27 protein-coding genes, 1 pseudogene and 2 other annotated features are annotated in these 26,952 nt (G+C 36.8%); of the genes and pseudogenes, 11 read left to right on the top strand and 17 right to left on the bottom strand.

The features are described 5' to 3' along the window. Nucleotides 1–151 precede the first annotated feature (151 nt). The 3 genes and pseudogenes from B5E95_RS07575 to B5E95_RS07585 all read right to left on the bottom strand — a co-directional run bounded on the left by B5E95_RS07575 (nucleotide 152) and on the right by B5E95_RS07585 (nucleotide 4,472). A complete protein-coding gene (locus B5E95_RS07575) occupies nucleotides 152–1,777 on the bottom strand; it encodes a peptide ABC transporter substrate-binding protein (protein ID WP_087176293.1) in 1,626 nt (541 codons plus the stop codon). 3 nt (nucleotides 1,778–1,780) lie between these two features. After that, nucleotides 1,781–2,680, bottom strand: coding sequence for a proline iminopeptidase-family hydrolase (locus B5E95_RS07580; protein WP_087236101.1), 900 nt, complete (start codon nucleotides 2,678–2,680; stop codon nucleotides 1,781–1,783). 71 nt (nucleotides 2,681–2,751) lie between these two features. Then, nucleotides 2,752–3,003, bottom strand: a binding site (T-box leader). 156 nt (nucleotides 3,004–3,159) lie between these two features. Beyond that, a pseudogene (locus tag B5E95_RS07585) lies at nucleotides 3,160–4,472 on the bottom strand (NCS2 family permease). A 282-nt stretch (nucleotides 4,473–4,754) separates the two neighbouring features. On the opposite strand from B5E95_RS07585, the gene B5E95_RS07590 reads away from it, so the two are divergent. From B5E95_RS07590 to B5E95_RS07600, 3 genes are all read left to right on the top strand, one after another. Next, nucleotides 4,755–5,444, top strand: coding sequence for a MerR family transcriptional regulator (locus tag B5E95_RS07590; RefSeq protein WP_239442290.1), 690 nt, complete (start codon nucleotides 4,755–4,757; stop codon nucleotides 5,442–5,444). Nucleotides 5,445–5,544: 100 nt separating this feature from the next. Further along, nucleotides 5,545–5,670, top strand: a complete 126-nt coding sequence (locus tag B5E95_RS10955; protein WP_087176290.1) for an ATPase — start codon at nucleotides 5,545–5,547, stop codon at nucleotides 5,668–5,670. Then, nucleotides 5,670–6,743, top strand: coding sequence for an ATP-binding protein (locus tag B5E95_RS07600; protein ID WP_233185867.1), 1,074 nt, complete (start codon nucleotides 5,670–5,672; stop codon nucleotides 6,741–6,743). The genes B5E95_RS10955 and B5E95_RS07600 overlap by 1 nt, the downstream gene beginning before the upstream one ends. A 68-nt stretch (nucleotides 6,744–6,811) precedes the next feature. Here the strand turns inward: B5E95_RS07600 and B5E95_RS07605 are convergent, their stop codons facing one another. Continuing rightward, nucleotides 6,812–8,119 carry an NCS2 family permease gene (locus tag B5E95_RS07605; protein WP_087176289.1) on the bottom strand — a complete coding sequence of 436 codons (1,308 nt, stop codon included), beginning with the start codon at nucleotides 8,117–8,119 and terminating at the stop codon, nucleotides 6,812–6,814. A gap of 223 nt (nucleotides 8,120–8,342) precedes the next feature. Here B5E95_RS07605 and B5E95_RS07610 point away from each other — a divergent pair, with 223 nt between their 5' ends. Next, complete coding sequence (locus B5E95_RS07610; RefSeq protein WP_087176288.1) at nucleotides 8,343–9,143, top strand: Cof-type HAD-IIB family hydrolase; 801 nt, start codon at nucleotides 8,343–8,345, stop codon at nucleotides 9,141–9,143. A gap of 47 nt (nucleotides 9,144–9,190) precedes the next feature. Here the strand turns inward: B5E95_RS07610 and B5E95_RS07615 are convergent, their stop codons facing one another. The 3 genes from B5E95_RS07615 to nagB form a co-directional block, all read right to left on the bottom strand. Further along, nucleotides 9,191–9,877, bottom strand: coding sequence for a deoxynucleoside kinase (locus tag B5E95_RS07615; protein WP_087176287.1), 687 nt, complete (start codon nucleotides 9,875–9,877; stop codon nucleotides 9,191–9,193). 24 nt (nucleotides 9,878–9,901) lie between these two features. Then, a complete protein-coding gene (locus tag B5E95_RS07620) occupies nucleotides 9,902–10,549 on the bottom strand; it encodes a deoxynucleoside kinase (RefSeq protein ID WP_087176286.1) in 648 nt (215 codons plus the stop codon). A 288-nt stretch (nucleotides 10,550–10,837) separates the two neighbouring features. Beyond that, nucleotides 10,838–11,557, bottom strand: a complete 720-nt coding sequence (gene nagB, locus B5E95_RS07625; protein ID WP_025006214.1) for a glucosamine-6-phosphate deaminase — start codon at nucleotides 11,555–11,557, stop codon at nucleotides 10,838–10,840. 117 nt (nucleotides 11,558–11,674) lie between these two features. On the opposite strand from nagB, the gene B5E95_RS07630 reads away from it, so the two are divergent. Then, nucleotides 11,675–12,502, top strand: a complete 828-nt coding sequence (locus B5E95_RS07630) for an aldo/keto reductase (protein ID WP_087176285.1) — start codon at nucleotides 11,675–11,677, stop codon at nucleotides 12,500–12,502. Nucleotides 12,503–12,608: 106 nt separating this feature from the next. Continuing rightward, nucleotides 12,609–13,214, top strand: coding sequence for an ECF transporter S component (locus B5E95_RS07635; protein WP_087176284.1), 606 nt, complete (start codon nucleotides 12,609–12,611; stop codon nucleotides 13,212–13,214). A 33-nt stretch (nucleotides 13,215–13,247) separates the two neighbouring features. Here the strand turns inward: B5E95_RS07635 and B5E95_RS07640 are convergent, their stop codons facing one another. Both B5E95_RS07640 and B5E95_RS07645 read right to left on the bottom strand, forming a co-directional pair. Beyond that, complete coding sequence (locus B5E95_RS07640; RefSeq protein WP_087176283.1) at nucleotides 13,248–15,584, bottom strand: ABC transporter ATP-binding protein/permease; 2,337 nt, start codon at nucleotides 15,582–15,584, stop codon at nucleotides 13,248–13,250. A gap of 24 nt (nucleotides 15,585–15,608) precedes the next feature. Beyond that, entirely contained in the window at nucleotides 15,609–16,712 is a 1,104-nt protein-coding gene (locus B5E95_RS07645) for a YdcF family protein (protein ID WP_087236103.1), read from the bottom strand. A gap of 88 nt (nucleotides 16,713–16,800) precedes the next feature. Here B5E95_RS07645 and B5E95_RS07650 point away from each other — a divergent pair, with 88 nt between their 5' ends. Then, nucleotides 16,801–17,454, top strand: a complete 654-nt coding sequence (locus B5E95_RS07650; RefSeq protein WP_087236105.1) for a CPBP family intramembrane glutamic endopeptidase — start codon at nucleotides 16,801–16,803, stop codon at nucleotides 17,452–17,454. Nucleotides 17,455–17,774: 320 nt separating this feature from the next. Here the strand turns inward: B5E95_RS07650 and B5E95_RS10960 are convergent, their stop codons facing one another. Next, nucleotides 17,775–18,212, bottom strand: a complete 438-nt coding sequence (locus B5E95_RS10960; RefSeq protein ID WP_241146337.1) for a hypothetical protein — start codon at nucleotides 18,210–18,212, stop codon at nucleotides 17,775–17,777. Between the two features lie 18 nt (nucleotides 18,213–18,230). Between B5E95_RS10960 and B5E95_RS07660 the strand changes: the two genes are divergently transcribed. Further along, on the top strand, nucleotides 18,231–18,926 hold the full coding sequence (locus B5E95_RS07660; protein ID WP_241146338.1) for a M13-type metalloendopeptidase: 696 nt from the start codon (nucleotides 18,231–18,233) through the stop codon (nucleotides 18,924–18,926). A gap of 57 nt (nucleotides 18,927–18,983) precedes the next feature. Here B5E95_RS07660 and B5E95_RS07665 read toward each other — a convergent pair whose 3' ends face one another. From B5E95_RS07665 to B5E95_RS07675, 3 genes are all read right to left on the bottom strand, one after another. Then, nucleotides 18,984–19,202, bottom strand: coding sequence for a hypothetical protein (locus B5E95_RS07665; protein WP_025005996.1), 219 nt, complete (start codon nucleotides 19,200–19,202; stop codon nucleotides 18,984–18,986). Nucleotides 19,203–19,444: 242 nt separating this feature from the next. Then, on the bottom strand, nucleotides 19,445–19,726 hold the full coding sequence (locus B5E95_RS07670) for a hypothetical protein (protein ID WP_087176276.1): 282 nt from the start codon (nucleotides 19,724–19,726) through the stop codon (nucleotides 19,445–19,447). Then, complete coding sequence (locus tag B5E95_RS07675; protein ID WP_087236109.1) at nucleotides 19,723–20,580, bottom strand: Rgg family transcriptional regulator; 858 nt, start codon at nucleotides 20,578–20,580, stop codon at nucleotides 19,723–19,725. The genes B5E95_RS07670 and B5E95_RS07675 overlap by 4 nt, the downstream gene beginning before the upstream one ends. A 91-nt stretch (nucleotides 20,581–20,671) precedes the next feature. On the opposite strand from B5E95_RS07675, the gene B5E95_RS07680 reads away from it, so the two are divergent. Then, complete coding sequence (locus tag B5E95_RS07680; RefSeq protein ID WP_087176274.1) at nucleotides 20,672–21,301, top strand: DUF4097 family beta strand repeat-containing protein; 630 nt, start codon at nucleotides 20,672–20,674, stop codon at nucleotides 21,299–21,301. Nucleotides 21,302–21,305: 4 nt separating this feature from the next. Further along, a complete protein-coding gene (locus B5E95_RS07685; RefSeq protein WP_087176273.1) occupies nucleotides 21,306–22,874 on the top strand; it encodes an ATP-binding cassette domain-containing protein in 1,569 nt (522 codons plus the stop codon). 39 nt (nucleotides 22,875–22,913) lie between these two features. On the opposite strand, the gene B5E95_RS07690 is transcribed toward B5E95_RS07685, so the two are convergent. From B5E95_RS07690 to B5E95_RS07710, 4 genes are all read right to left on the bottom strand, one after another. Further along, nucleotides 22,914–23,183 carry a Txe/YoeB family addiction module toxin gene (locus B5E95_RS07690; RefSeq protein WP_087176272.1) on the bottom strand — a complete coding sequence of 90 codons (270 nt, stop codon included), beginning with the start codon at nucleotides 23,181–23,183 and terminating at the stop codon, nucleotides 22,914–22,916. Next, a complete protein-coding gene (locus B5E95_RS07695) occupies nucleotides 23,170–23,478 on the bottom strand; it encodes a type II toxin-antitoxin system Phd/YefM family antitoxin (protein WP_003625002.1) in 309 nt (102 codons plus the stop codon). Before B5E95_RS07695 ends, B5E95_RS07690 begins: the two co-directional genes overlap by 14 nt. Before the next feature lie 130 nt (nucleotides 23,479–23,608). Next, nucleotides 23,609–24,778 carry a cation:proton antiporter gene (locus B5E95_RS07700; RefSeq protein ID WP_025005990.1) on the bottom strand — a complete coding sequence of 390 codons (1,170 nt, stop codon included), beginning with the start codon at nucleotides 24,776–24,778 and terminating at the stop codon, nucleotides 23,609–23,611. Nucleotides 24,779–24,817: 39 nt separating this feature from the next. Further along, nucleotides 24,818–24,874 (bottom strand) — a sequence feature (sodium ion sensor (DUF1646 type); this cis-regulatory element may regulate processes involved in with the transportation of sodium ions). A gap of 73 nt (nucleotides 24,875–24,947) precedes the next feature. Then, nucleotides 24,948–25,358 carry a hypothetical protein gene (locus B5E95_RS07710; protein WP_087236111.1) on the bottom strand — a complete coding sequence of 137 codons (411 nt, stop codon included), beginning with the start codon at nucleotides 25,356–25,358 and terminating at the stop codon, nucleotides 24,948–24,950. 184 nt (nucleotides 25,359–25,542) lie between these two features. Between B5E95_RS07710 and B5E95_RS07715 the strand changes: the two genes are divergently transcribed. Continuing rightward, nucleotides 25,543–26,925, top strand: a complete 1,383-nt coding sequence (locus B5E95_RS07715) for an IS3 family transposase (protein WP_087236113.1) — start codon at nucleotides 25,543–25,545, stop codon at nucleotides 26,923–26,925. Nucleotides 26,926–26,952: the final 27 nt, after the last annotated feature.

Here is a 26,952-nt window from a genome sequence, read left to right on the forward strand (position 1 = left end):
TCATGCCCTAAATCAGATATTTAACTCGATTCTCCGGGAGCCATTTCCCGATTAGGCCTGTATTTCAAAATAAAATTGCTTAAAATCGTTGATAACACTTGACTTAGAGTAGAAAAAGCAAGCAGCTGGAACTGCTTGTTTTAAAAATTATTTACTTAAAATATGCTCTTGTATAATCAACTTCACCAACGGAGTGCCATAATACACCCTTTAAGTTGCTTCTTACTAAGTGACTTTCGGTCATGTTGTACAAAGGTGCTACTGCAGTATCTTTAGTTAACTGACTTTGAGCATTTCTCATATTTTGCCAGTATTGTTTGACATCTGCAGCGCTCTTGCTTTTAGCGGCACTAATGTAATTATCGTAAGCCTTACTACTATACTTACCGTAATTTTGAGCATTATTGGTTTGAAGGATATCAAAATCACTCATTGGGTCAGCATAATCAGCAAGCCATAAACTAAAGTGCATGTCAAAGTTGCCTTTACTTACATTATCTTGGCTATTTTTAGCAGGAACAGCGTGTACTTCAACATCTGCACCTTTTAATTTGGATTCAACTTGTGATTGAACAAATTGGGCAATATTCTTATTGATAGTTTGATCATCTGTATAGTAAGTTAAAGTGACAGATTTCTTTCCTTCTTCTTTTAAGCCTTCTTGCCATAATTTTTGTGCTTTTTTGACATTATAATTTTCACTTGGCTTCATTTCAGTTGCAAAATCTTTGCCAGTGGTTGGATCTTTAGCTAAAGTTGGTGCAACAAATGTATATGCAGGTTCTGAACCATCGGCAAGTACTTTTTCAGCTAAGTGTTTTTTGTCTAATACTAAAGATAGAGCCTCACGTAATTTAGAATTTGAAAATACACGTCCTTGACGTTGATTTAGTTGTAAATAGTAGACTCCGGCACGTTTAAGATGCATTAAATTTTTATCTTTTTGCAAGCCTTGAGCCGTGGTTCCTGTAATAGTTGCGTCATCAAGATTTCCTTGTTGGAAAAGTTGATGTGCGGTGTTTGCATCTTTTACAACTTGCATTTTCATTTTCTTTAAATGGATATCTTTTTTATCGTAATAATATTTATTTTGGTCCAAGTCCCATGACAAATTGCTACCTGTCCAACCATCAACCTTGAATGGTCCATTGTAGTACATCTTATTAGAAGCAGAACCATAGCTTTTGCCAAATTTAGTTAAAGCAGCTTTGCTTTGTGGGAAGAATGCTGGCAGAACCATCATTCTAGTAAAGTATGGCATTGGATATTCTAGGTCAACTTGAAGAGTGCGATTGTTTAAAGCTTTGACCCCTAGATCTTTTGCTGGCAACTTACCTGCAGTGACTTTGGTGGCATTCTTTACACCAGTGAAGATATAAGAATAACCTGATTGAGAGCTAGGACTGACAGATCTACGCCATGAATTAACAAAATCTTCCGCAGTTACAGGATCTCCATTGGACCATTTAGCATTTTTTCTTAAGGTGAAGGTATATCTTTTACCGTGATCTGTTGGCTTAACTAATTTTGTAGCCATTGCTGGAGAAGGATTACCTTCTTTATCGGCACGATAAAGTCCTTCCATAGAATTTTCTAGGACATTCCATTGACTAATATTAGCTTGATTAGAAGTATCTAAAGATAAGATTTCTCCTGTTTGCATTAAATGTAAAGTTTGATCTTTTTTATTAGCAGAAGCGTTGTTATTTCCACAAGCAGCGGTAGCTAAAGAAGCTAAGACGACGGAAGCGGATAATAGTAATTTGTTTAATTTCATAGTTTATTCTCCCTTGAATGTGTTGTTCTCAACATCGTGTAAAAACTTAGTTAAAGACGTGAAAAATGCTTTTGGATTATCAGTATTATGACAATGTCCGCCATCCGGAGTTAAAGTTAAGCGTGAATTACTTAGTGTTTGATGCATTCTGCGAGCAGCTGAAAGTGGCATAGTATCGAATTCTCCAAAGGTTAATAAAGTTGGCATCTTCAAACTTGCTAGTTTCTCTCTGAAATCCCATTTGGTAAGCTCACCCACCATAACAAATTCATTATTTCCTTGGAAATAGTTGTAAATCACATTATTGTGAGTATTTACAGGATGAGCTGTACCTGTGGGATGTCTTGTTAAAAAGAGGGAATAAAGATGAGCAACTAATTGCTGATACATAGGGTCAGTAAAGTTCTCAGCTTTTTCACATTCTTTCATGTAATCAACTTGTTCAGGTAAAAAAGTTTCTTCACGTTCATGATTAATATTTTCTGTATATTCATCTAAGTTATCAATCATTGACATTAGAACTAAGCCCTTTAGGTGTTTGCCATATTTGTAAGCATATTCTTGAGCAAGAAGTCCACCCCATGAATGTCCCAACAAGTAAAAATTATCTAAGCCTAACTTTTGTCTTACTTCTTCGACTTCATCGACATATCGAGGGATAGAAAGTAATGATTTATTTTCTTTTTTAGTAAAATCAGGTTGATCAGAATAGTAAGATCCTAATTGATCATATGAATAAACTTCAACGCCTTGCCCTTTTAAGCCATCTTTAAAATTATCAAAAGTTTCATGTGTTCCGCCAGGGCCACCATGTAAGCAAAGCAGTTTAATAGGTCCTTCATTGACTTTTCGTGTAAATAGGTGATAACCATTATCTAAAGTTACTAATCTTGTTTGATCCATTGCCAATTCTCCTTAAAAATTAATAACTTAACTTTGATAATAAAAAAACGCCCTACCAGACCAATTTGATCTAATAGGGCGTTTAAAACGCGGTACCACCTATTTTTGTTAAAAGTTTTTCAACATTTAACCTTCTGCACGTGCGGCCAATCTATTTGTGATTAGCGATACGTCGCCGCTGTATAGGGCGGACCCTGAGAATGCTAATTATCGCACTCTCGGCTCAAAGGTGATTTTCGCGTAAGACTTAATTATCTTCTTTCACCAAGCGAAGACTCTCTGAAAATCTTATCTTAAGTTACTTTCCTTATCAAAGCTAAAATATTATTTATGTTATAAGTTATAATACTGAAGCATTAATTAATTGTCAATAGTTTTTTAAATTATTTTTAATCAAGCGTATAAATCTTTACAGTGAAATCCAAAAAAACAAGCAGCTATTAACTGCTTGCTTAGATGAAGGTATTTTATTAATGAAATTATTTTACGTTTAAAACCACGTAGTAGATAATGAACACCACGAACAGAATCCACATCATTGGTGTAATTTCCTTGAAACGCTTAGCTGCGATCATTGAAACTGGGTAAACGATAAGGCCCCAGCCTAAACCGTCTGAAATTGAGTAAGTAAGAGGCATTCCGATTGCAATGAGGAAACAAGGAATGGCAATTTCGAGATTAGTCCAGTGTACGTGAGCCAAGTTTTCAGCCATTAAAACTCCGACGATGATTAAGGCAGGTGCAGTTACTTGAGTAGTAAAGACGCTCAAGATTGGGCTGAAGATAGTAGAAATTAGGAAGAAAATACCAACCCAAACTGCGGTTAAACCAGTTCTACCACCAACTGCGATACCAGAACTTGATTCAACGAAGGCGCCGACAGGTGAGGTACCAAGTACTGAACCAACAAGCATCCCTGAAGAGTCAGCGGCTAAAGCCTCACCGGCACGAGGCATCTTGTTGTCTTTCATTAAGCCGGCTTGTTGAACCAAACCGATTAAAGTACCGGTCGTGTCAAAGAAAGTTACTAAAAGGAAGGTGAAGACAACAACCCACATTTGAACGGTATTAATATCGTTCAAATGTGGAAAACTGCTTGACCAAAAGTTGGTGCGATGCTTGGGACAGATGAAATCACGCCCTTAGGCATTGGAACTTGACCAATAACTACGCCGAAGACAGCCGCAGCAATCATTCCGATGAAGATTGCACCAGGTACGCGTGCAATCATTAGGAAAATGGTAACGATCAAACCAAAGATAGTGATCCAAACGGTTGGATTGTTAAGACCACCAATAGTAACTAAAGTTGAGTCACTGTTTTGAATAAGCTTACCACCTTGAAGACCAATGAAAGCAATGAACAAACCGATACCAGCTGAAATTGCATATTTGATATCAGCAGGAATGGCATCAATAATCATTTCACGGACTTTAAAAATAGTAAGCAAAATGAAGAGGATCGAAGCAACAAAAACGGCAGCTAAAGCAGTTTGCCATTTAACGTGCATCCCTAAACATACTGTGTAGGTAAAAAATGCGTTCAGTCCCAATGTTGGTGCGGATGCAATGGGGTAGTTAGCAACTAAACCCATTACGATACAAGTGAAAGCGGCCGATAAGGCAGTCACGGTGAACAGCGCTCCTTTATCCATACCGCTGGCACCTAAAACATTAGGGTTAACGAAAAGAATGTAGGACATACTTACAAAAGTAGTCAACCCAGCTAGCAATTCTGTTTTAAATGAGGTGTGATTCTCATCTAAATGAAAAAATTTGCTGATAGAATTCATGTAATTCCTCCAGAAAAAGTTCGCAAAATATCTGATTTTATTCTATAAACTAAAGATATTGCGAATAAAAAATAGTAGATACCGAATAATCAATTTTAATTATACTTAAATAGTTAATAATTTCAATAAAATTCAAGCTATTTGTTCAGTTTTTTCAATGAATGCGAATTCATTTAAGATAATTATTGACCTTAACCCTACGTAAACCCGTATATTTAAATCAGGAGGTGAAAGCAATGTCGCAAAAATATTCCATTGGCGAGGTAGCAAAAAAAACTAAAAATGACGCCACGTGCGATTCGCTTTTATGATCAGAAAAATTTGGTTAAGCCAGAGTTTATTGGTGAAAACAGCTATCGCTACTATGGCGAAGAGCAAATTCAAAAATTAGAACTGATTAATTATTTGAGACAACTAGATTTTTCTATTAAGCAGATTAAGAAATTGCTTAGTGACCAGAGTGGTTCTGATTCACTGCAGTTATTATTCCAGAAGCAGATTATGGAAAATGAAAGCAAAATTGATTCTTTAGAACAGCAACAAAAGCAGTTGCGGCGGCTAAACAAGACAATTGCTACACAGAAAATTGATTCAAATAATCTCGTCGACATTGCCCAAATTATGAAAAAAGAAATTAGATTAACTAATTTAAGAAGGCGGATGTGGCTATTCAGCGTAGGAATTTTACTAATCGAAGCAATCGGAATCTTTAGCACCTATCAGTTTAAGCAAATTGATTCACTAATAGCGATGATTACCAGTATTGTAATTATGCTGGTTTTAGTATTTGGATCGACTGCCCTTTTGACTAAGTACTACTATAACCAGGTAAAATATGTTTGCCCAAACTGTGGTACAAAGTTTGTACCATCTTTGAGAACATTTATCTTTTCAGCGCATACGCCTAAATTTAGGAAATTAGAATGTCCGCATTGTCATCACAAGGCATATTGTTTAGAGATTGCCCGATAATTTTCCTGGGAAATATAAGAGCCTTTTATCGAATATACTCGATAAAAGGCTCTTTTTTTATAATCTTATCGATTATAATCGATATAAATGAGGTGAACGCATGATTAAACGAACTACATATTTAAATCGAATTAGTCCATTTATTGATAAAGATATTATTAAAGTAATTACAGGCATTCGCCGTAGTGGAAAATCAGTTTTGTTGCAGCAAATTCAGATGAATTAGTGGATCGTGGAAAAGATAGAGCTAATTTCATTTACATTAACTTTGAAGACTTACAATATGAATCCCTGCTCAATTATCAAACACTTAATCAAGAATTAGTTAAACGAATTAACCAGATTGATGGCAAAGCTTATCTTTTCCTTGATGAAATTCAAAGAGCTAAATCCTGGGAAAAAACAATTAATTCTTTACGTGTAACTTATAATTGCGATATTTATATTACTAGATCGAATTCTCAACTGTTATCAGGAGAATTAGCAACTGAAATTGCTGGTCGATATGTTGAAATTAAGGTTTATCCTTTTTCATTCAGTGAGTTTTTGGAAGCAATTAATTCTGATCGGCAAAACTTAGATCGTGATTTTGCTACTTATGTAGAAATAGGTGGAATGCCTTTCTTGTCACTGATCTATTCTGATCAGCAAGCATGTGATACGTACCTGCAGGATATTTATAGTTCTGTAGTTCTAAAGGATATTGTTGATCGTCATGCAATTAGAAATGTAGATCTACTTAGAAGAATAATCAGCTATTTAAGCAGTGAAATAGGGCATCCTATTTCAGCTACAGGTATAGCTAAATTCCTTAAGAGCGAGCACAGAGGTAGTTCTGCGGATACGATTATTGACTATATTTCATACACTTGTGATGCATATTTATTTACGCGTGTTCCTAGAACCGATCTACGTGGCAAAGAGAATCTTAGAGTTAATGATAAATACTACATTACCGATCATGGCTTACGACAAACTATTGTTGGCAATAATCAGCAAAATATTGATCAAATTCTTGAAAATATTGTCTTTATTGAGCTTTTACGTCGTGGATATCACGTTTCGGTTGGACTAAATGACAAAAAAGAGATTGATTTTGTAGCTCAAAAAGGTAGTGATAAACGCTACTATCAGGTGACTTATATGTTGGGTAGTCAGACGACGATAGATCGAGAATTTGGTGCGTATGACGGTATTGCAGATAATTATCCTAAATATGTACTTTCGATGGATAAATTTGATATGAGTCGTAATGGGATTATTCATCAAAATATTATTGATTTTTTATTGGAAAAGTAAAAAACGTAAGCAAAAAGGACTAAATTCAAATTTCGAACTTAGTCCTTTCTTTATCTATTGTTTTTCATCTAAAAGTTCAGTACCCACAAGAAGATAATGAATACGAAGAACAGTACCCACATCATCGGGCTGATTTCTTTACCACGTTTAGCTGCAAGCATGCAGATTGGGTAAGAAATCATCCCCCATGACAAACCATCAGAAATTGAGTAGGTAAGTGGCATACCTAAAATAATAAGGAATGCGGGAACCGCAATTTCTAACTTGTTCCAGTGAATATGAGCAGTATTTTGTGCCATCAAGACACCAACGATAATCAAAGCTGGTGCAGTAACTTGACTAGTGAACACGCCCAAAAGTGGACTGAAGATCATTGAGATCAAGAAGAAGATTGCTACAAAGACGGCAGTCAAACCAGTTCTACCACCAACGGCAATGCCGGCACTTGATTCAACGAACGCACCAACTGGTGAAGTACCAAGAATTGAACCAACAGCCATCGCACTTGAGTCGGCAGCTAAAGCTTTACCAACACGTGGCATCTTGTTGTTCTTCATAAAGCCGGCTTGTTGAGCCAAACCGATCAAAGTACCAGCAGTATCGAAGAAAGTAACAAGTAAGAAGGTTAAGACAACAACCCACATTTGAACGGAATTAATATCCTTAACGTGGAAGATAGCTTGACCAAAAGTTGGAGCCAAACTTGGAGCAGTTGAGATCACCTTGTGTGGCAATGCAATTTGACCAGTACAAATACCGAAAATAGCGGCCAAAACCATACCGATGAAGATCGCACCTGGAACGCCCAAAATCATCAAGATAACAGTTACAAGCAAACCAAAGATGGTGATCCAAATAAGTGGATCGTGAAGTGAGCCTAAGCCAACCAAAGTTGATTTATTTGCGACGATTAACTTACCGTTTTGTAAACCTAAGAAGGCAATGAACAAACCGATACCTGATGAGATAGCAAACTTTAAGTCAGCTGGAATTGAATCAATGATCTTCTCACGTAATTTGAACAGAGTGATCAAAATAAAGATGATTGATGCAACGAAAACGCTGGCTAAAGCAGTTTGCCATGAAACATGCATCCCCACACAAACGGTGTAAGCGAAGAATGCGTTAATACCAAGAGCAGGAGCTTCACCAATTGGGTAGTTAGCAACAATACCCATGATTGCAGTACCAAGCGCACTGGCTAAAGCAGTAGCAGTAAAGACAGCACCTGTGTTCATGCCACTGGCACCTAAAACGCTAGGGTTAACAAACAAAATGTATGACATACTAATGAAAGTAGTCAAACCAGCAATAAATTCGACTTTAATGCTGGTATTGTATTTATCTAGTTGAAAATATTTCCTAATAAAATTCATAAAACTCTCTCCAAAGAATTGTTCGTGTTTTTGCTTTCTGAAAGCAACTATTATACTTTAGCATTCATAATTAAATTTGTAAACACGAATTATTGTCAAGAGATTATACTGATTCATTATAATTTGCTGTACAGAGATAGACTTTAAGCACCAAATTACTTTCATTATCAGTTTTTTAGCATTATTCTTAATTACATAGATTAAAGAGATTAAGGGTGAAAAAATGTCCGCAAAACTTATTTTTTCAGATATCGATGGCACATTAATTAACGATGAATTGAAGGTAACGCCTAAAACGCGTGATGCAATTAGGCATCAGATTATTGCTGGCAATATCTTTATACCAGCTTCAGCTCGCCTGCCTAAGGGAATTATGACAGCGGTAGGACAGATCCTGACAGTTTTTCCGATGATTGCCTATAATGGCGCATTAGCACTAGATGAAACAGGCAGAGCATTAATTACGCGCTTTTTTAATGCAAAAGAAGCAGCAGAAATTTGCCATTATGTTGAAAAGCAAAATAATGGCTCGGCTTGGAATATCTATAGCGGCTATGTGTGGTATTGCGCTAAAGAAAAGAGTCCGCTGGTTGAACATGAAGAGAAAATTGTCGATGTTAAGGCCACTCCGGTTACTGTTGATCAAATTGAGCAATTGCAGGGCGTACACAAAGCTTTGATCATGGGCAAACCAGAAGAACTTGATCGTATGCAAAAAGAATTGATTAAAAAATTCCCAGATTTGAGCATTGTCAGATCCTCAAGAACACTACTAGAAGTCGTACTAAAAGGCGTAAGCAAGGCCAGTGCAGTAGCAATTTTAGCGAAAGAATACAAGGTACCACTAAAAGATTGCATTGCTTTAGGTGATAACTATAATGATGAAGAAATGTTGGAAGAAGTAGGTCATCCAATTTTAATGGGTAATGCACCCGTAGAATTAAAAGAGAAGATTGGCTTAGATCATGTGACGCTCGATAATAATCATGATGGAATTGCTGAAGCGTTGGCAAAATTTGAATAAAGAAAAACCGCATAGAATTTCTATGCGGTTTATTATTTCCTGGGAAATTATGCTTCGATTTGGATATCTGTTGGCTTTTTCCAATCTTCAGGAAGCTTTCCCATTTCTTTTAATTTGTCTGTGATTTGATTCAAGACTACTTGCCTGTCGGCTGGATTAGCCATGAAATCTAGTTTATCACCATCGATTTCCATCTTTGGTGAGTAATCGTAATTCTCATACCAAGGCTTGTAATAGCGAAGCAGACGCTTATAGTAGTCTTCTAGAGTTGAGTCATAACTCAATTGTTCATATGGACGACCCCGCTTTTTAATCCGTTTAATCATGGTGTCATATGAAACATTAATATGAACAAGCAAATCTGGATTCTTCTTAGGCATTCTTTCAAGCTCGTTCATCATATTGTGCAGAAGTTCATAGTAAGTATCCACTTCTTCTGAGGTTGCACGACCAATGTCAGCGTTCATTTGGAAGAAGAGCGCATCTTCGTAGATAGAACGATCGAGTACATTATTATCTTCAGTAAGAGCATCTTTAATGCTGTGAAAACGCGTGTTTAAGAAGTATACCTGCAATAAGAAAGCATATTTCTTAGGATCAGCATAAAAGAGTGGCAGAACTGGATTGTCGTCAACACTTTCATAAAATGGCTTAGTACCTAAATATTTGGATAAAATACCTGTTAAACTGGATTTCCCGGCTCCAATTGGCCCGCTTAAAACAATAACTGTCATCACGTTCCTTCTTTTTATTCAGTCTTATAAGTTACCGATTTCGTGCAACTTCTCATCAATTTCCTTCAATACTTCTCTTTGGGCATCCATGCTAGAAACAAAATCAAGTTTGTCACCATTAATAGCTATCTTAGGAGAAGCATCATATTGTTCATACCAAGGCTCATAGTATCTGAGCAATCTAGCGTAGTAATCCTTCAAGCCTGGATCTGTGCTGATTTGTTCAAATGAACGACCACGCTTTTTAATGCGCTTAAGCATGGTATCAAGTGAAACATGGATGTAGATAAGCAAATCAGGCTTCTTGCTTGGGTTGCCTGGCGTATCTTCCATCATGTTTTCAAGCAAGTCATCATAGATCTTAAATTCTGTAGGATCTGCGACCTTGCTGTCAGCGTTCATCTTGAAGAAAAGCGCATCTTCATAGATAGAACGATCGGATACGCTGTTCTTATCTTGAATAGCTTGATTGATTTGAGCTAAACGGTGGTTAAGCAAATAAGTGTTAAGTAAAAAAGTGTAACGCTTCATATCCTTATAATAAAGCGGCAAAACAGGGTTATTATCAACGCCTTCGTAAAATGCTTGTGTACCTAAGTGCTCTGCTAAAATACTGGTTAAACTGGATTTCCCGGCTCCAATTGGCCCGCTTAAAACAATAACTTGAATCACATTCTTTCTTAAATACCAGATATTGGACAATTAATAAGTTTAATACAAGATATTGTGGCACACAAGCTCTTTTTTAATTCTGTTTCACACGAAAAAGTCAAGGGTAGAAATGAAAAATCGGATAGGAATGAAACATAATTCAATTAGAGCAGAGAAATTATAAAAAATGAATTATACTTCAATATTTAGAGCAAAAATGCGATTTAGTGAAGTATAATTCACAAAAATAGCTAGGTCTTCTACGATTGTAGAAAGCCTAGCTTTTCATTTTTAGGGATAAATTGTTATTTAGTTCTTGTATTTGTCGTCTAGTTCTTGAGCTGCAGCCTTATCAACGATGATAGTTACATCAGGATGTTTTTGTAAAATTGATGCAGGCACTTGTTCAGTAACTGGTCCTTCAATCATTTCTTTGATTGCTTGTGCTTTCTTTTCACCGAAGGCCATTAATACTACTTTTTTGGCTTGCATAATGTTGGCATTACCCATACAAATTGCACTCTTAGGTACTTCATCTTCGTTGTCGAAGAAACGTGAGTTAGCTTTGATTGTATTTTCAGTCAACTTAACTTCATGAGTACCAATGTCAAATGGAGTGCCAGGTTCATTAAAGGCAATGTGACCGTTACGGCCGATACCTAATAGTTGCACGTCAATTGGATTATCTTTGATAATTTGATCGTATTCTTTGCAAGTAGCAGCAACATCTTTAGTCATGCCGTCTGGAACGTAAGATTTCTTGAAAGGCTTTTTGTCGAATAAGTGCTTGCGCATGAAGTAGTGGTAACTTTGAGGATTATCAGGTGTTAAGCCAACATATTCATCAAGGTTAATGCTAATTAAGTTTGAACAGTTAAGATCACTGTTAGTAAAGTTTTGATAAAGAGTTTCAGGGGTAGAACCGGTAGCTAAACCTAAAACTTTAGCACCATTTTTGATTTCATTTTCAAAAATCTCGAATGCTTTTGCTCCACCTTGAATTTTGTTTTCAGTAACAATAATTTTCATTTTAAAGCCCTCCTTTACTGGTCTAGTCCATTATAAAATGGAATAGACCATTTTGTCAATTGGTAAAATGAAAATCACAGAACTATGTTAAAATTTGAGTAAAGGAAGTGAATACGGATGGATTTTGAAAAGTTAACAGGCTTAGGTATAGGTACTTGGGGGATTGGTGAAGATCCCAAAAATAAAAAAGATGAAATTGCGGCCATTCGCTATGGTTTAGATAATGGCTTGAACATTATCGATACAGCAGAAATGTATGGTGATGGCAAAAGTGAAGAGCTGATAGGCGAGGCAATTAAAGATTACGATCGTGATAAATTGTTTTTAATTTCAAAATTCTATCCCTATCATGCGACTCCTGAGCTAGAGAGAAAGAGTCTGGAAGCTAGCTTAGAGAGATTAGGTACTGATTATTTAGATTTATATTTATTGCATTGGCGCGGTAATCATCGTTTATCAGACACGATTCGCGGTTTGCAAGCTTTGCAAAAAGAAGGATTAATTCGTCACTGGGGCGTTTCTAACTTTGATACGTCTGATATGAAAGAATTATTTAGTGTGCCTGGTGGAACAGAATGTTTTGCTAACGAAGATCTCTATAATATTAAGGAACGAGGCACAGAGTTTGATTTGCAAGACTGGCAAACAGAGCATGGCGTCAGCTTTATTGGTTATTCTCCGTTTAATTCTGGAGCAGGAGACACGATTAGAATTACGCAGAATTTGAAGATCGTGGCTCGCGATCATGGTGTAACACCGCATCAAATTATGCTTGCTTGGACTTTGCGCAATGGCAATGTGTTGGCCATTCCAAAAAGCAGCAGTATTAAACACATGAAGGAAAATATTGCTGCTCAAGAAATAAAGTTAACTGATGACGAGTTAAGGTTAATTAATAGTGATTTTCCAATTCCAACGGAGAAAACTCCTTTAGCGGTAATTTAAGTAAAAAATAAAAGACTTGTTTCATGTGAAACAGGCCTTTTTTGCTGAGAAAAAAATCTGACTATGGTTTAATTAGTAGTATCTTTTTAATGAATTGGGGATAAAAATGAGACGAGAAGAAACGAGACGCATGACCATTACTGCAGTTTTTGCAGCTATTTTGATCATGCAAACTTTCGTACCGAATATTGGTTATGTGCGAATCATTCCGGCCTTGCCTGCAATTACCACGATTCCGATGACAATTGCGATTTATGGTACTTTGATGGGCCCTAAGGCAGGTTTAGGATTTGGATTATTTTGGGGAATTACCAGATTAATCGTTGCATATACGCAACCTGGAGATATGGTCAGCTTGATGCTGTTCCAAAATCCAGTAATTTCTGTTGTGCCTAGTGTTTTAGCAGGCTTTTTCCCAGGCTTAATTTCCAAAGCAATGGGCAAAACCAATTATGCCAAGTTAGGCTACATTTTGAGTGGAGCAGTAACTTCATTGACCAACACGATCATGGTAATTTTACTGACAAGTATTTTCTTTATGCATGATCCAGCTAGTCTGCTTCATTATTTAGGCAACTATAATTCTAGCACGCCGCTGATTCTGATTTTGATTACAGCGCTAGGTGCAAATGGTGTGATTGAAGCAATCTTCACTGCATTAGTAGTGCCGGTGATTGTTACACCACTTAATTTAGTGTTGAAAAGAGCGTAAAAAACAGCGTTAGTAATTCTAACGCTGTTTTTCTTATTCGCTTCTAAGCGCGATAGCCGCGTCCTTTTTAGCTGCCATTCTAGCAGGGATGTGACCACCAATTAAAGTTAATACGGTTGAAATAATAATTAAAATCAACGCAGCTTTTGGATCAGGCTGAGCAACATTAGCTAAATCGGTAATCTTATAAATCACGCTGTTGATTGGGAATGTTAATAGGTAAGCGATGAAGACACCGAGCACACCAGAGAAGACACCTAAGATGAAGGTTTCGGCGTCAAAGACGCGAGTGATATCTTTCTTGCGAGCACCTAAAGCCTTCAAGACACCAATTTCCTTGGTTCTTTCGAGAACTGAAGTGTAGGTTAAGATACCAATCATGATCATTGAAGTGATCAATGAAATTGCGGCAAAGGCAACTAGGATAGTCGTAATACCGCCAAGCAAACCACCGGTCATAGTCGTTACGGCACTAGACATATCGGTGTAGATGATCTTGTCGGTCTTCTTTTTGCCCTTGTTCCACTTATCAAGGTAATCAAGAACCTTGTCCTTGTCATCAAAGTTGTTAGGGTAGATCATGATGCCAGTAGGGATGCTTGAACCACCTAAGGTTTGCATGATCATCTTCTTTTCATTAGCCTTCATGCTTTGTCCAGTTAAAACACTGCGGTTAGACTTCTTTTGAGCCTTCACGATGGCAGAATTCTTGTTGTCGTTGATGACATCTTGAGAAAGCTTGTCGCTATATGCGATTCCCGTTGATAAAAGAGCCATCGAATCTTCATTCTTAGGTCTAATTACCCCAGTTAGCTTCAGCTTGGTACCGCCGTTGTACATTGCTGAATTAGCTTTCTTAGGAACAAACATCCCCGTAGGTAATTCTTGGTAGTAGTCATTATTATCAACGATACTGAATTCTTTACCGATTAGCTTACTAAATTTAACACGTTCTTTGTTGTCGACATCAAAGCCAAGGTTCTTCAAAGAATTAATGTTAACGGTATTTTTATTGTCGGTTACTAAAACGAGGTCAGTAGTTTTGCTTGGCCAATGACCAGAGAGCAACTGATAATTTTGCTTCAAGAATGAGCCCTTCTTTTTATTTAAAGCGGTAGGAAAAACAGAGGAACCAATTCCCATCGAACTCATTGCCTGTGAGCGCATTGCTGACATCGACGCACTTTGATCAGGATCTGCATTTGAGAATTGAACGCGCTCTACCTTGCCATTGACTTTAGAAAGCAGGTTTAAATTAACTGCTCTTTGATAGGAAACATTGTTGGCATAGTTAGGATTGATCTTTTTAATGTAGTCAACGTACTTTTCAGTGATTTTGTTAGTATGCTGCGCTTCCTCACTAGGATCCTTTTTCGCCGTGACATAGCCCCGATTTTTAACATTTTTATCTGAATCTTCGTGGTTATTCATCGAAGTCATATCAGTAGCCGTCTGCGAGATTGCAATCGGGTACTTGGCTAAAGCCTTACTCATGGTTGTATTAATTTGCTTTTGAAAACCGTTAGAGATCGAAAGCACGACAGCAATAGAAATAATGCCGATACTGGAGGCAAAAGCAGTTAAAATAGTTCGACCTTTCTTGGTCATAATGTTGGTAAAACTAAGCTTAATTGCGTTCCAGTAAGACATCTTGGTCCGCTTTAGATTGAAAGTATCTTTTTCATCCTCTGGCTTAAAGGACTCGGAATCATGTTGAATCTTGCCATCTTGGAAATTGACGATTCGAGTAGCGTATTTTTCAGCTAATTCCGGGTTGTGCGTAACCATGATGATTAAACGATCCTTAGAAAGCTTCTTGATCAATTCCATGATTTGTACAGAAGTCTCCGTATCAAGCGCACCAGTTGGTTCGTCACAAAGCAAGATATCGGGATCATTGGCAATCGCACGGGCAATGGCAACACGCTGCATCTGACCACCAGATAGTTGGTTAGGGCGCTTGTTGATGTGTTCTTTTAATCCAACTTCAGTCAATGCGGCAATGGCTTTTTCATGCCGTTCCTTTTTACCAACACCGGATAAATTCATCCCCAATTCAACGTTAGCAATGATTGATAGGTGGGGAATCAAATTATAATTTTGAAAAATAAAGCCGACGCTGTTGTTGCGGTAGGCATCCCAATCGGTTTCCTTAAAATTCTTGGTTGATTTGCCGTTAATGATCAAATCACCTTTGTCATAACGGTCAAGTCCGCCAATCACGTTCAACATTGTCGTCTTACCAGAACCACTTGGTCCTAAGATGGCGACAAATTCCTGATCTCTAAACGAGATCGTTACATCATCTAGGGCATGGGTGATATTGTCTCCAACCTTGTATGATTTAAAAATGTGTTTTAGTTGTAGCATTCAGTCCCTCTCTTCTAAATAGTTTTAGATCACACTAAACTTAATATTACCTGTCGCAACTAAGATAGCTTGTAAGATAAAGAATAAAACTATTACTCCCATGATAACGAAATGACGGCGTTTATGCATGACAAACACTCCGGCAAATTCGCGAATGATAGCATTAGGCAGATAGTAAAAACGAGTAAAAGCACCGACACCGTTGGCTTTTAGGCCCACTTCTTTAGCTAAAAGCGCCGCTCTAAAAATATGGTAGTTGTTACTAAAAAATTTGGCTTTAAAATTACTACCGCCAAAGTCTTTAGTAGCTAATCTCTTAGAAAAAAGCATATTTTGGTAGGTGTTTTTGGATTTATCTTCAATTAGCAAGTGGTTAGTCTTAATACCCCGTTTTCGGGCAAATTTTGCCATTGCTACGGCTTCGGGTATCTTTTCATCAGGTCCTTGACCGCCTGACATGATGATAATAGGGCGCTTCCTGCCTTTTTGATATTGGCGGTTAGAGTATTGGATAGCCCGGTTGATGCGAGCTGCAAGGAGCTTAGAAACGCGATCACCGTTAATTAATCCAGCACCTAGTACTATTAAATAATCTTGCTTGTAACGGCGTGGGTAGATTTGATATAAGAGCAGATTGACCAAGAAATTGTATAAAACTAAGCCTAGGTAAATAGCGATAGCTGGAATTGAGGCAAGTAAGACGCTGAGCCAGCGCGGTAAGTATTGTCCTGGGCCGAATAAAAATATCAGACTCAGAATTAAAGCAACGAATCCGAAAATTAATGTTAAAAGGTTAGGCAACGTATGACTCTCATATTTCCAAACAAAGTAGGCGTTCCAAAATAGAAAAAGCCAAGCGAAGATTAATAGAGCAGTAATTAAGAAAAATGCCGCTAAGACTAATAAATCATAGGCTCGTTGCAAACCGTGACTCGTGCTTTTATGCACCATAACGGTGATCCAAATTACTACTGAAGCAAGAAAAATGGTAAAGAACGCGCCATTAATTAAACGACGTGGTTCAACTAGCCATGAGATTAAAAAGACAAAGAACATGACTAGCATGAAAACTGAGATGTAGAAAAATTCGCCTCGTCTCCCAAAAAAGGCGATGATTTCATTCAACATGATGCCCCCTCCTTAGTCATTTTGAGTTATTTCTATTATAATGGAAACAATAGTTAAAAGATGAAAGAATCAAGGTGTTGATAAGAAAATGGCGAAATTTTGGCATTACCTGGGAAATATTGCGGGAGCTATTTTGTCGCTCGCTTTATATATCGAATTGCAAGTATTTTATTTTTACCCACAAAGAATTAGATTAGATCATATGCGTGCGTTAGTGACCGCGCTGGTAACGGTGATCGTACTCTTCGTAATTTTCAATCTGTATAAGCGGCAATTGAAGGAGCACAATGATTGGGGTTTTAATCAGGCGCCACACTGGGATATGCGAAGAATCGGCATTGCAATAATTGGTTTTGTTCTGATTCTTATTGTCTCAATGGTGATGTTAAGCTTGGTTGGCCGAGGCGTTTCGAATAATCAACAAGCATTGAATAAGATTGAGCTGCATAGTAAGGGCTTGTTTGAAATTATGGTGGTCTTTATTGCGCCGTTTTGTGAGGAAGTCGTCTTTAGAGGGATGTTTTTCAATATTTTCTTCACGAAGAAAAAGATTACGAATAAGTGGCTCGGCATCATTGTTAGTGGCTTCTTGTTCGCTTATATGCATGATCCGATGCTTAGCAAGTTTATCTTTGTATATTGGGGCTTAGGTATGGTGCTAGCTTGGGTCTACATGCAGACGAAGGACTTGCGGTACTCGATGCTGGTGCATATGTGTTATAACGCTCTGGGCTTTATTTGATAGAGTGAAAATTAGAGTATATAAAAATCCCGTTACATCAAACGTAACAGGATTTTTGATTGCTAGTAAAATTTACTTCTTCATTGCAGCGGCTTGTGCTTCTTCTGGAGTGTTAGATGGGGTTAACTTAATACTATTTTCAACCAATTGAACATCACTTGTTTTGACGTATGCTCCCTTATCGTAAATGGTTGTATTGGCACCTATTTCATATGATGCATATTGTATATAGTCTATTTCGTAGCCTTTAGTAAACGTTGAGAGGTGGTAAAATTCTTCTATTTTATTTTCACTTGGAATCCAAATGTAAACTAGCTTATCTACTTTCCACCATTCTTCATTTTTGCATTCAATGATACACCATTACCATTGTACAGGTCGGTAGCTTTAGGGAATTTAACAAGTGAGTAGTTTTCTAAATCATAGTTATGAGCGGTTATCTTAGATGCCGGCGTAACTCCCATTGAATATAACCAATTATTGGTTCCCTTAATCCGATAAATTGCCTGATCTCCACCAAATTGTCCAATATAACTAGCTACTTTATCAGCACGACTGACTTTTTCTAGATAATCAACAGTAAACTTCTCTCCTGGAGTCGCTGTTCTAACTTCAATTACTTTACCAGAATTATCAAAAGTAATAATTGGAGTACTGTAATTTGCATCTACAGTTACGGTAGTTTCTTCATTACTTGTTTTAGTATTATTAAAGTTAAAATCGGATATCCTACTAAGCTGCCAGAGGTCTACGATCAAATTACTCTCGGTAATAATTTGTACGATAGCATTCGTAAGATTAGACAAACTAAGCAAGCATTTAACATTACAAAATTGAACCAAAAATTTGATCGTCAACTTTGGGGTGAAGATATGCCTGCGATGATCATTAACGCTGGGTATGCACCTACTAATAATGACATTACTTTCCCTGCTGCTATTTTTCAAGCACCATTTTACAGTTCTGAGAATACCAGTAGTGAAAACTATGGTGGTATCGGTGCTGTAATTGCTCATGAAATTAGTCATGCTTTTGATCCGAATGGTTCTAAATTTGATGAAAAAGGTAATTTACGTGATTGGTGGTCAAAAGAAGATTTCGAAAAATTTGCTGAATTAGCACAAGCTGAAGTAAAGCTATTTGATGGAATCCAGATTGGAAGAACCAAAGTCAATGGTCATCAAACCGTGGGAGAAAATGTCGCAGATCTCGGTGGATTGACTGCTGCCGTTAAGGCATGTGCCGAAGAAAAAGGTAATTTGACCGAATTGTTTGAAAATTGGGCACGTATCTGGCGTAGAAAGATGGGACCTGAGGTTAGACAGACCTTGGCAGAACTTGATCCACATGCTCCTGGAGAGATGAGAGCTAACGTTGCGGCTCAATGTTTGGATGAATTTTATGAAGCATTCAATGTCAGTGAAAACGATGGTATGTGGCTAGATCCAGAGCAACGAGTAAGAATCTGGTAAAATTATTGAAATAATGTTTGACTCCATAGTAAAAGGCTCCAATTGGAGCCTTTTTAGTTATTCAATTTTGTCATTGATTAATTCAGATTTAGATATTTTCTTGAACTTATAAAGCTTCCATAACAGACAAACAATATCAATTACAATGTAGAATAATCCAATCTTAATGCCAGTTTGTAGCCATGACCAGGGAATTAAATTGATAAACTTAAGACCGATTAATAGAATTACACCACCGATGATACTGCCTAATAGATCTTCTTTAATTTTCTTCATCCTATCCCTCAATCATAAAGTATTTTTTAGAAGTATATAATGAGCCAAAATCTAACATTAGTTGCAACGCGTCTGATACAGACACGAGGCGTCTCCTTTCTATTAGGATGTTGGCATGAGTCAAAAATCACTCATAAGCACCATCTCCTTCAAGGATAGCCACCGCTTCAGCTTTTCTACAGATAAAATTATACTAAATCCAAATATACGTTCACAAGCGAACACGAAAAATCGTTCTCACGTTAGTGGGAACGATTTTCTTTTCCATAAAAAGAACGCAAAATTAGCCAAACAATAGTGGCAAGGACCGCAATATCAAAGCTCCAAATGCCAGGATGAAAACCACTAACTAATGGAATAAAGCCAATAATAGCAACAAATTGATCATGGATAGCAGGTAGGTGTGGATCTTGCATCCAGCCGTAAATTTTGACTGCCATGAAAATAATAGTTATGACCCAGGCAATAATTGCAATGATTGCGGAAATCTTTTTAGCTAAGCGTATTTTCTCTGTAGAATTCATTCATCGTCCTCCCAAATTTGTTTAACATCCTTGAAGACTTCTAATAATTGTTGTGCATGTTGTGAGCAATTTAATTGTATCAAATTATTGAATATTGCTAGAACGGGCTGTTCATCTCCAGTATGACAATAGTCGATGACCCGTTGTAAAAAGGTTAAGGAGAGATCAAAGAACATGAAATGAGGCGGAAGTTCAACCTTACGCAATTCATCTAATAGCTGTTGTGCATAGTCTAGTTTCTTTTTAAAGATAAAAGCAATAACGGTGTCCGAGAGACCGCCCATAAAGATTGTGAGATTATCCCTCAAATCGTTCACTTGGTCAAAGTTATGAACGATTCGCATAGCGATCTTGAAACCAATTTCGGAATTCAACAAGAAAGGTGAATTGGCAAACAAGATAATATTATATTTTGACCAAACTGTTGTGTGCAGTAAGTAAGAACCAATTCTTTGAATATCAGTAGTGGTCAAGTAACTCTTCCCCTCAATTAAAAGCAGTTGGTTACAGACTAGCATAATATTCTTTAATTCAAGGATGTTTTTGCTAGCATGATATTTAGCTAAATGAGCCTGCACGTATTTACGTAATACGGGAACGTCTTCATCCTTGATTGCCGCAATTATTTCATCAGGCAGTTCAAATTCCGCTTCGATATTTGCACGTTCGGTGAATTCATCTAGCGTAATGTTAATGCGCTTAAGTAACGCAATTGCCGTACTGAATTCTACTTCTACCTGGTTGTTTTCCCAGCGAGAAAGTTTAGAAATTGAACAAATTCCCTGGCACGCCTCAGTTTGCGTGATTTCTTGTCCTTTGCGTAAATCTTTATAAACTGAACCATATTTAAACATGTCATACCTCGATTTGCAGATCTGCAAATCCCTTACATTTTCATTCATTATCCTGCGATACTAAGAACAATTCAAGTAGCGAGGGATAGAAATGAAAAGAGGAATGAAAATGTTAATTTTGGCTATTGTAATTATGTTAGTTATCTTAGGAATTTTAAAGGTGCAGGATATGAATAAAGCTAGTTCAGAACAAGTAGTACAAAAAGTTATAACCAACCGCAAATTTAATCAAGTAAAAGTTGATACCAGTAATGCAAATATTAAAGTCAAACAAGGCAATCATTACCGTGTTCTTTTTGAGGGAAGACATAAGTTGCTTCCAAAAGTTGAAGTCAAGAATAAGCAATTAATTGTTGAAGATAAAGATGGCATTAAGGTAGTTAATGGAAATCTCTTTGACTTATTCAAAAAACATTCTGTAGTACCGCAAATTACGATTGAACTGCCAGATGAAAAGTTAAAAAATATTGAAATCGATGATTCTAACGGTAGCGTTACGGTTCAAGGCGTTGCTGTTAGTCAAGGTGAAATTGATCTTTCAAATGGTAATATTATGGTCGATCATAGTACAGCTGACGGTTATGATCTGGATACGTCGAATGGACACGTTGAGATAAATGGTTCAAATAAAGGCGACTCTTACAGCAAAAATGACAAGGCGCGAAGAGTATTAAGTATTGATAATTCAAATGGTGACATAACGGTAAGTTACGGGGGATAGAAATATGATTTACAAATACTCTTCGCATTCTAAATTCATCAGCATGATTATCTTCGGCTTAATTGCCAGTATGCAACAGATTATCGTGGCTTATATGGTGCAGGCATTGACTAATATTGCTACGCAAAGAAGCTTTAGTGACTTACCGCAAATTTTGCTAATTGCTGTTAGCGGCTTATTGATTACCTTTTTAGCTTCACTTATTTTCAATCGCTTAAAAACAGGTGCGATTCAGGAAGCAAATACTACTTTACGGCTTGGCATCTTAAAAGGGATGCTTAAACAATCTAGTGATGAAAATACTACTAGCTTAGGTTATCTAACTACAGATTTTAAGCTCTTAGAAACTAATCGCTTTGATGCAGAAATTGAAATTATGATGCAAGCGTACATGATTATTTTTGCATTAGGCTATGCATTGTCGGTTAACTGGTTAGTAACCTTGCTTTTTCTAATAGGTTCATGCTTACCGATGATTGTATCCAGCCTTTTTCAAAAGAAAATTCAAACTGCTTCCGAAAATTGGACCAACGCCAATGATAAGTATGTTAGTCATATCAAGAATTTTTTAACTGGTAGTTCAACATTCAAGTTGTATGGCAAGCAAGATAATGCTGTTAAGAAGAGTAGGGTATTTGTTAACCAATTAGAAGCAGCACTGTGCAAGATGAATTTACTGAACTTGGACACAGTTTCATGGGTCAGCTTGATTGCTAACTTGTTTACCTTTACAGTGCCATTCTTAGTAGGGATTTACATGGTAGTTAATGGACAAACTACATTGGGTGCATTATTTGCAATTGTGCAGTTGTCGAATTCTTTTGTTAATCCAATTTTGACAATTTTAGAAGGTCGCAATAAGTTAGCAACTACTAAAAAGATTGTTGCTAAAGCTGAAAAGTATATTGCCGAAGGCAAGAAAACTGAAGACGTTTCTGAAAATGATTTTAGTGAATTGGAAGTGGATGATTTAACTTTAATTAGAAAAGATCAGGAGTTGGCTAGACGTCTTAATTTAAAGATTAAGGCTGAACAAAAAGTAGCAGTTATTGGGCCATCGGGTACCGGGAAATCAACGCTTTTGCAATATTTAATGACAGGAGAATTCGGTCAGGCTAAAGATATTATTTTGAATAATAGCCAAGCTAAGGCTGGAGAATTTGCTAATATCTTTTCATATGCTAGTCAAAGTCCAGTGATTTTTGCAGATACCTTGTGGTTTAATTTGACACTAGGCGCAGATATTTCCCGGGAAATGGTAATGGAAGTCTGCACCAAGTTGGGACTAGACACCATCGTGAAAGAGAAGGGATGGGATTATTCTTTAGGGGATAATGCGGATCAATTATCAGGCGGGCAGCTGGCAAGAATTGAATTAGCTCGGGCCATTTTAATGAAGCGGCCAGTGTTGTTGCTTGATGAAATTAATGCATCCCTTGATAAAAAGACCTCAGATCAGATTCATGATTACTTGTTAGAGTCTGATTTGACCTTTGTGGAAGTAATTCACCATTATGAACCAGAAGAGTTACAGAGATATGATCAAGTAATCGATTTAGAACAGTTTGTTTAAGAATATGAAAAAATCCCCGACGTTTTTGTCGAGGATTTTCTATTTAGAATAGTGATATTTTAGTTGCCATATTTGAAGTTCTGTTGCCGTAACTGAATAAACCATACGATCTTTGTGATTAATTTGTCGAGACCATGCACCGCTTAAATTTGCCTTTAAAGGTTCGGGTTTTCCTTTTCCAGTGAATGGATGGCGTTGACAATCTTTAATGAGGCTATCGATTTTCTTGGAAGTTTTTTTATCTTCTTTCTTCCACTCTAGATATTCATCCCAGGCATTATAGTTAAAATTTACGTTAAGCTTCGTCATCTTTAGTTAGAGCCTCGAATTCTTCTGGAGTTAAGATTTTGTTTCGGGTGTCTTTATTTTCAAACGATTCTTTAGCTTCCGCTAATGCATCACGATTTGCCTTAGTCCCTAGAAGATATGAGGTCTCTTGCCATGAATCATATTCTTTTTGTGAAATAATTACGACGTTTTTGTCTTTAGGACGAGCAACGATAACTGTAGTATCATAGTCATTAATGTCATCAGCAATTTTTTTAAAGTTATTACGTAAGTCACGAGCAGTAACTGCTTTAATATTATTTGGTGTTTGTAACATGTTCCATCATCTCCTAACAGTATTATATTATGTAGGCTAAATTGTGTCTACGTTTTATAATTAAAAAATCTAGTATTCGTTCACAAGCGAACATGAAAAAATCCCCGACGTTTTTGTCGAGGATTTTCTTTTACATAAATTCTTTACTATCTTTTTGTTTCTTAATGAAATAATTCAAAATAAATGGTGAAAGTACCGTTGTAACGATGATTACCAAAATCAAGCTTGAGTAAATATCTTCAGGGAAGAGGTGATGGGTAATCCCGATCTGTGCCACGATTAAGGCAACTTCACCACGAGAAATCATACCGGCACCTACAATGTTACCCTCATTCTTAGTAAAGCCGAAGACTTCACTTGAGTATTTACCAGCCCAGAATTTAGATAAGAGGGCTAAGATTGTCATTACGATAATGAACCAAATATCCTTGAAGAAGCTCTCAAAGGTCATTGAAAGACCGATGTCGGCAAAGAATACCGGAATAAAGATCGCATAACCGATTGCGGAAACTGAAGAGTGAACTTCTTTATATTGTGGCGTCTGTCTAATAGCCAAGCCACCAAAGAATGCACCTACAACGGCAGATAATCCAACAAAGTCGGCAGCCCAAGCCATAGTTAAAGCTAAGACAAGCGAACCGATAACTACAGAGTAGTCAACATCGATTTTTTCGGAAGCCTTCATAAAGTATGGGGCAACGAACTTAAAGATGACCCAAACAACTACAAAGTAGACAATTTCAATCAAAATATTGATAAAGAAGTTGTTAGTTAAACCGCTCTTACCGCCTTCGTGACTGAAAGTAGTGAACAAACTTAAAACAACTACGGCTAAGATATCATCAACTACAGCCGCACCTAAAATTGCTGTACCGGCACGGGTATGAAGTTGTCGTGCTTCTTGCAATACTACAACCGAAATTGAAACACTGGTTGCCGCAAAGACAATTCCGATAAAGAGTGCCTCAAGTGGCTTCATACCGAAGAAGTAGCTGGCAATTCCCATGAAGACAACTGGTAAGATAACCCCGACACTAGCGACGGTGAAACTTAATTTGAAGTATTTCTTTAGTAAATCGAGGTCACTTTCCAGGCCTGCTAAGAACATTAACAGGATAACCCCGAATTCTGAGAATAGACTGACAATATCGTTTGGCGTTACCCAATTTAGGATAGCTGGTCCAAGTAAGATTCCTGACAATAATTGTCCGATAACTGCAGGCATATTAAAGCGAGCAAAGAGCTGACCTAATAAGACTGTAGTTAATAGGATTAAGATTAATTCCCCTAAAAAATGCATGTATTCCCTTTCTATAAAAAAGCAAAAAGCCTTCAAGGTGCCTCTTGACCCAAAGAAGCAAATCTTGAAAGCTTTTATTCTGATAAAAACCCAACCACTAAATGAAATATTCAGTTGAGTTTAATTTTAATATTTTCCTAAACTAGATGCAAATTAGGTTGCAATTAAATCAATCTTCGCGATAACTTTTTTCTTTGCCAAACGGTTCTTCTTTAATATAAACTGTCCATTTTCCGTTTGATTTTAGGGCACTGATTGAATATTTATAAGGCGTTTCTAGATCATCATGTTTGCCTATCTTATATCCAACTTTGTTGAAGAGTTGTCTATTCTTATTCAATGTTTTTTGATTAGAAAATGAACTTTTATATTCATAAATGTGAAAGAATTTTATTCGAGCTTTTACGGGCTCAAGACTAATTGCATTATAGCCATGTTTGTCTACAGCCTGTTGCATTTTACTGTATGCAATATTTTCTTGATGATTAACGTATAACTCGTAACTAGAATTAAGTACACAGAAAAGAATAGGTGGGACGATGAGTATTAAAAGTATTATTGATATTATTTTAGTTTTCATCTTCAGATATGGTACTCCTTGGTGATATTTAGAAATTATGCTAAGAGAATTACTTATAATGATGTGGTCTCTTTCTTTAAGATTATAATATGATACCTTTAGAGTTAAACAATTTAACAAAATAAAAAGCTCTAGAATCATCTTGAAGTGAGACCTAAAAGTGAGACACTTTTAGGTCTTTACTATGTCTAAATTTAATAAAGAACAGAAAATAGAAATTTATCGTAAATGGAAAGATGAAAAGATTTCAATAAGTCAGTTGTCTAAAACATATAAAACGAATGTAGCTAATTTGGATTACATGCTTAGATTAATTGATATGTATGGAATCAATGTTTTAGATAGGCCTTATCAGGTTTATTCTAAGGAATTTAAAGAACAAGCAATTGAGCAAGCTGTTTTCAGTACCAAGTCATATGTACAAGTATCACTAGAACTGGGGCTTAAGAGTATTGGCACACTTAGTATTTGGCTTAGAGAATATAAGGAAAACGGGTATAATGTCATTATCAAACAGAAAGGACGCCCTGCCCGTGATCAAAGAGAGTCAAAAATCACGCAAGGAATTGGAGAAAGAGATCCAAAAGCTGAAAGAAGAAAACTTGCGATTGCGTATTGTGAACGAATACGTAAAAAAACTGAAGGCCTTGGATCAAGACAAAGATCGAAAGAAATAGCTAAGGCAATTACTGATCTAAGGCATGAATTTAAGGTTAGCTTGAACTATGTCTTAGATGCAATTGCAGAGCATCCAGAGCTGCCTACGATTGCCAGAAGCTCTTACTATAAAATAATTAAACGAAAGCCTAAGAAGCCCAAGCGTTCCAAACTTATTGCAAGGATCAAGGAAATATTTAATCGTCACAAAGGACGCTATGGCTATCGTCGAGTGGCACTCCAGTTAATAAAAGAAGGCTGGAATATTACTGAGAAAACAGTCCGTTACTGGATGCATAAATTGGGTCTTAAGGGTATCAGACGCAACAAGCGTAAGTATTCAAGCTACAAGGGAACTATTGGCAAGATAGCCCCTAATTTAATTCGTCGTGATTTCTTTGCACCAATGCCCAACATGAAATGGTACACTGACATTACTGAATTTCATCTCAATGGTGAAAAGCTTTATCTATCACCTATTTTGGATGGTTGTGGAGGCGATATAGTTTCTTACTCTATTTCAAAACATCCAGATATGGATTTAGTAATGACAATGCTTGATAAAGCTTTCGCTAAAGAAACAGCTCTTAACAACTGTATCTTTCATACTGACCAAGGCTGTCAATATCAGAGTCCAAAATACCAACGTGCTTTAAAACTTCAAGGCATCACTCAAAGCATGTCCAGAAAAGGCAATTCCATGGATGACGGTTTAATGGAGAACTTCTTTGGTCTGCTTAAGACAGAGATGTTTTATGACCAAGAATACAAGTACCATAACCTTCAAGAATTAACTCAAGCCATTGAAGAATACATCGAATACTATAACGAAGAAAGGATAAAGAGCAGATTAAAAGGCTTAACTCCGAAAGAATATCGGAATCAAGCCTCTATTAATCCTGTATTTTAAACTGTCTAATTTTTAGGTCTCAGTTCA

This window comes from Lactobacillus gallinarum, from assembly GCF_002160635.1.
GTDB classification, from domain to species: domain Bacteria; phylum Bacillota; class Bacilli; order Lactobacillales; family Lactobacillaceae; genus Lactobacillus; species Lactobacillus gallinarum.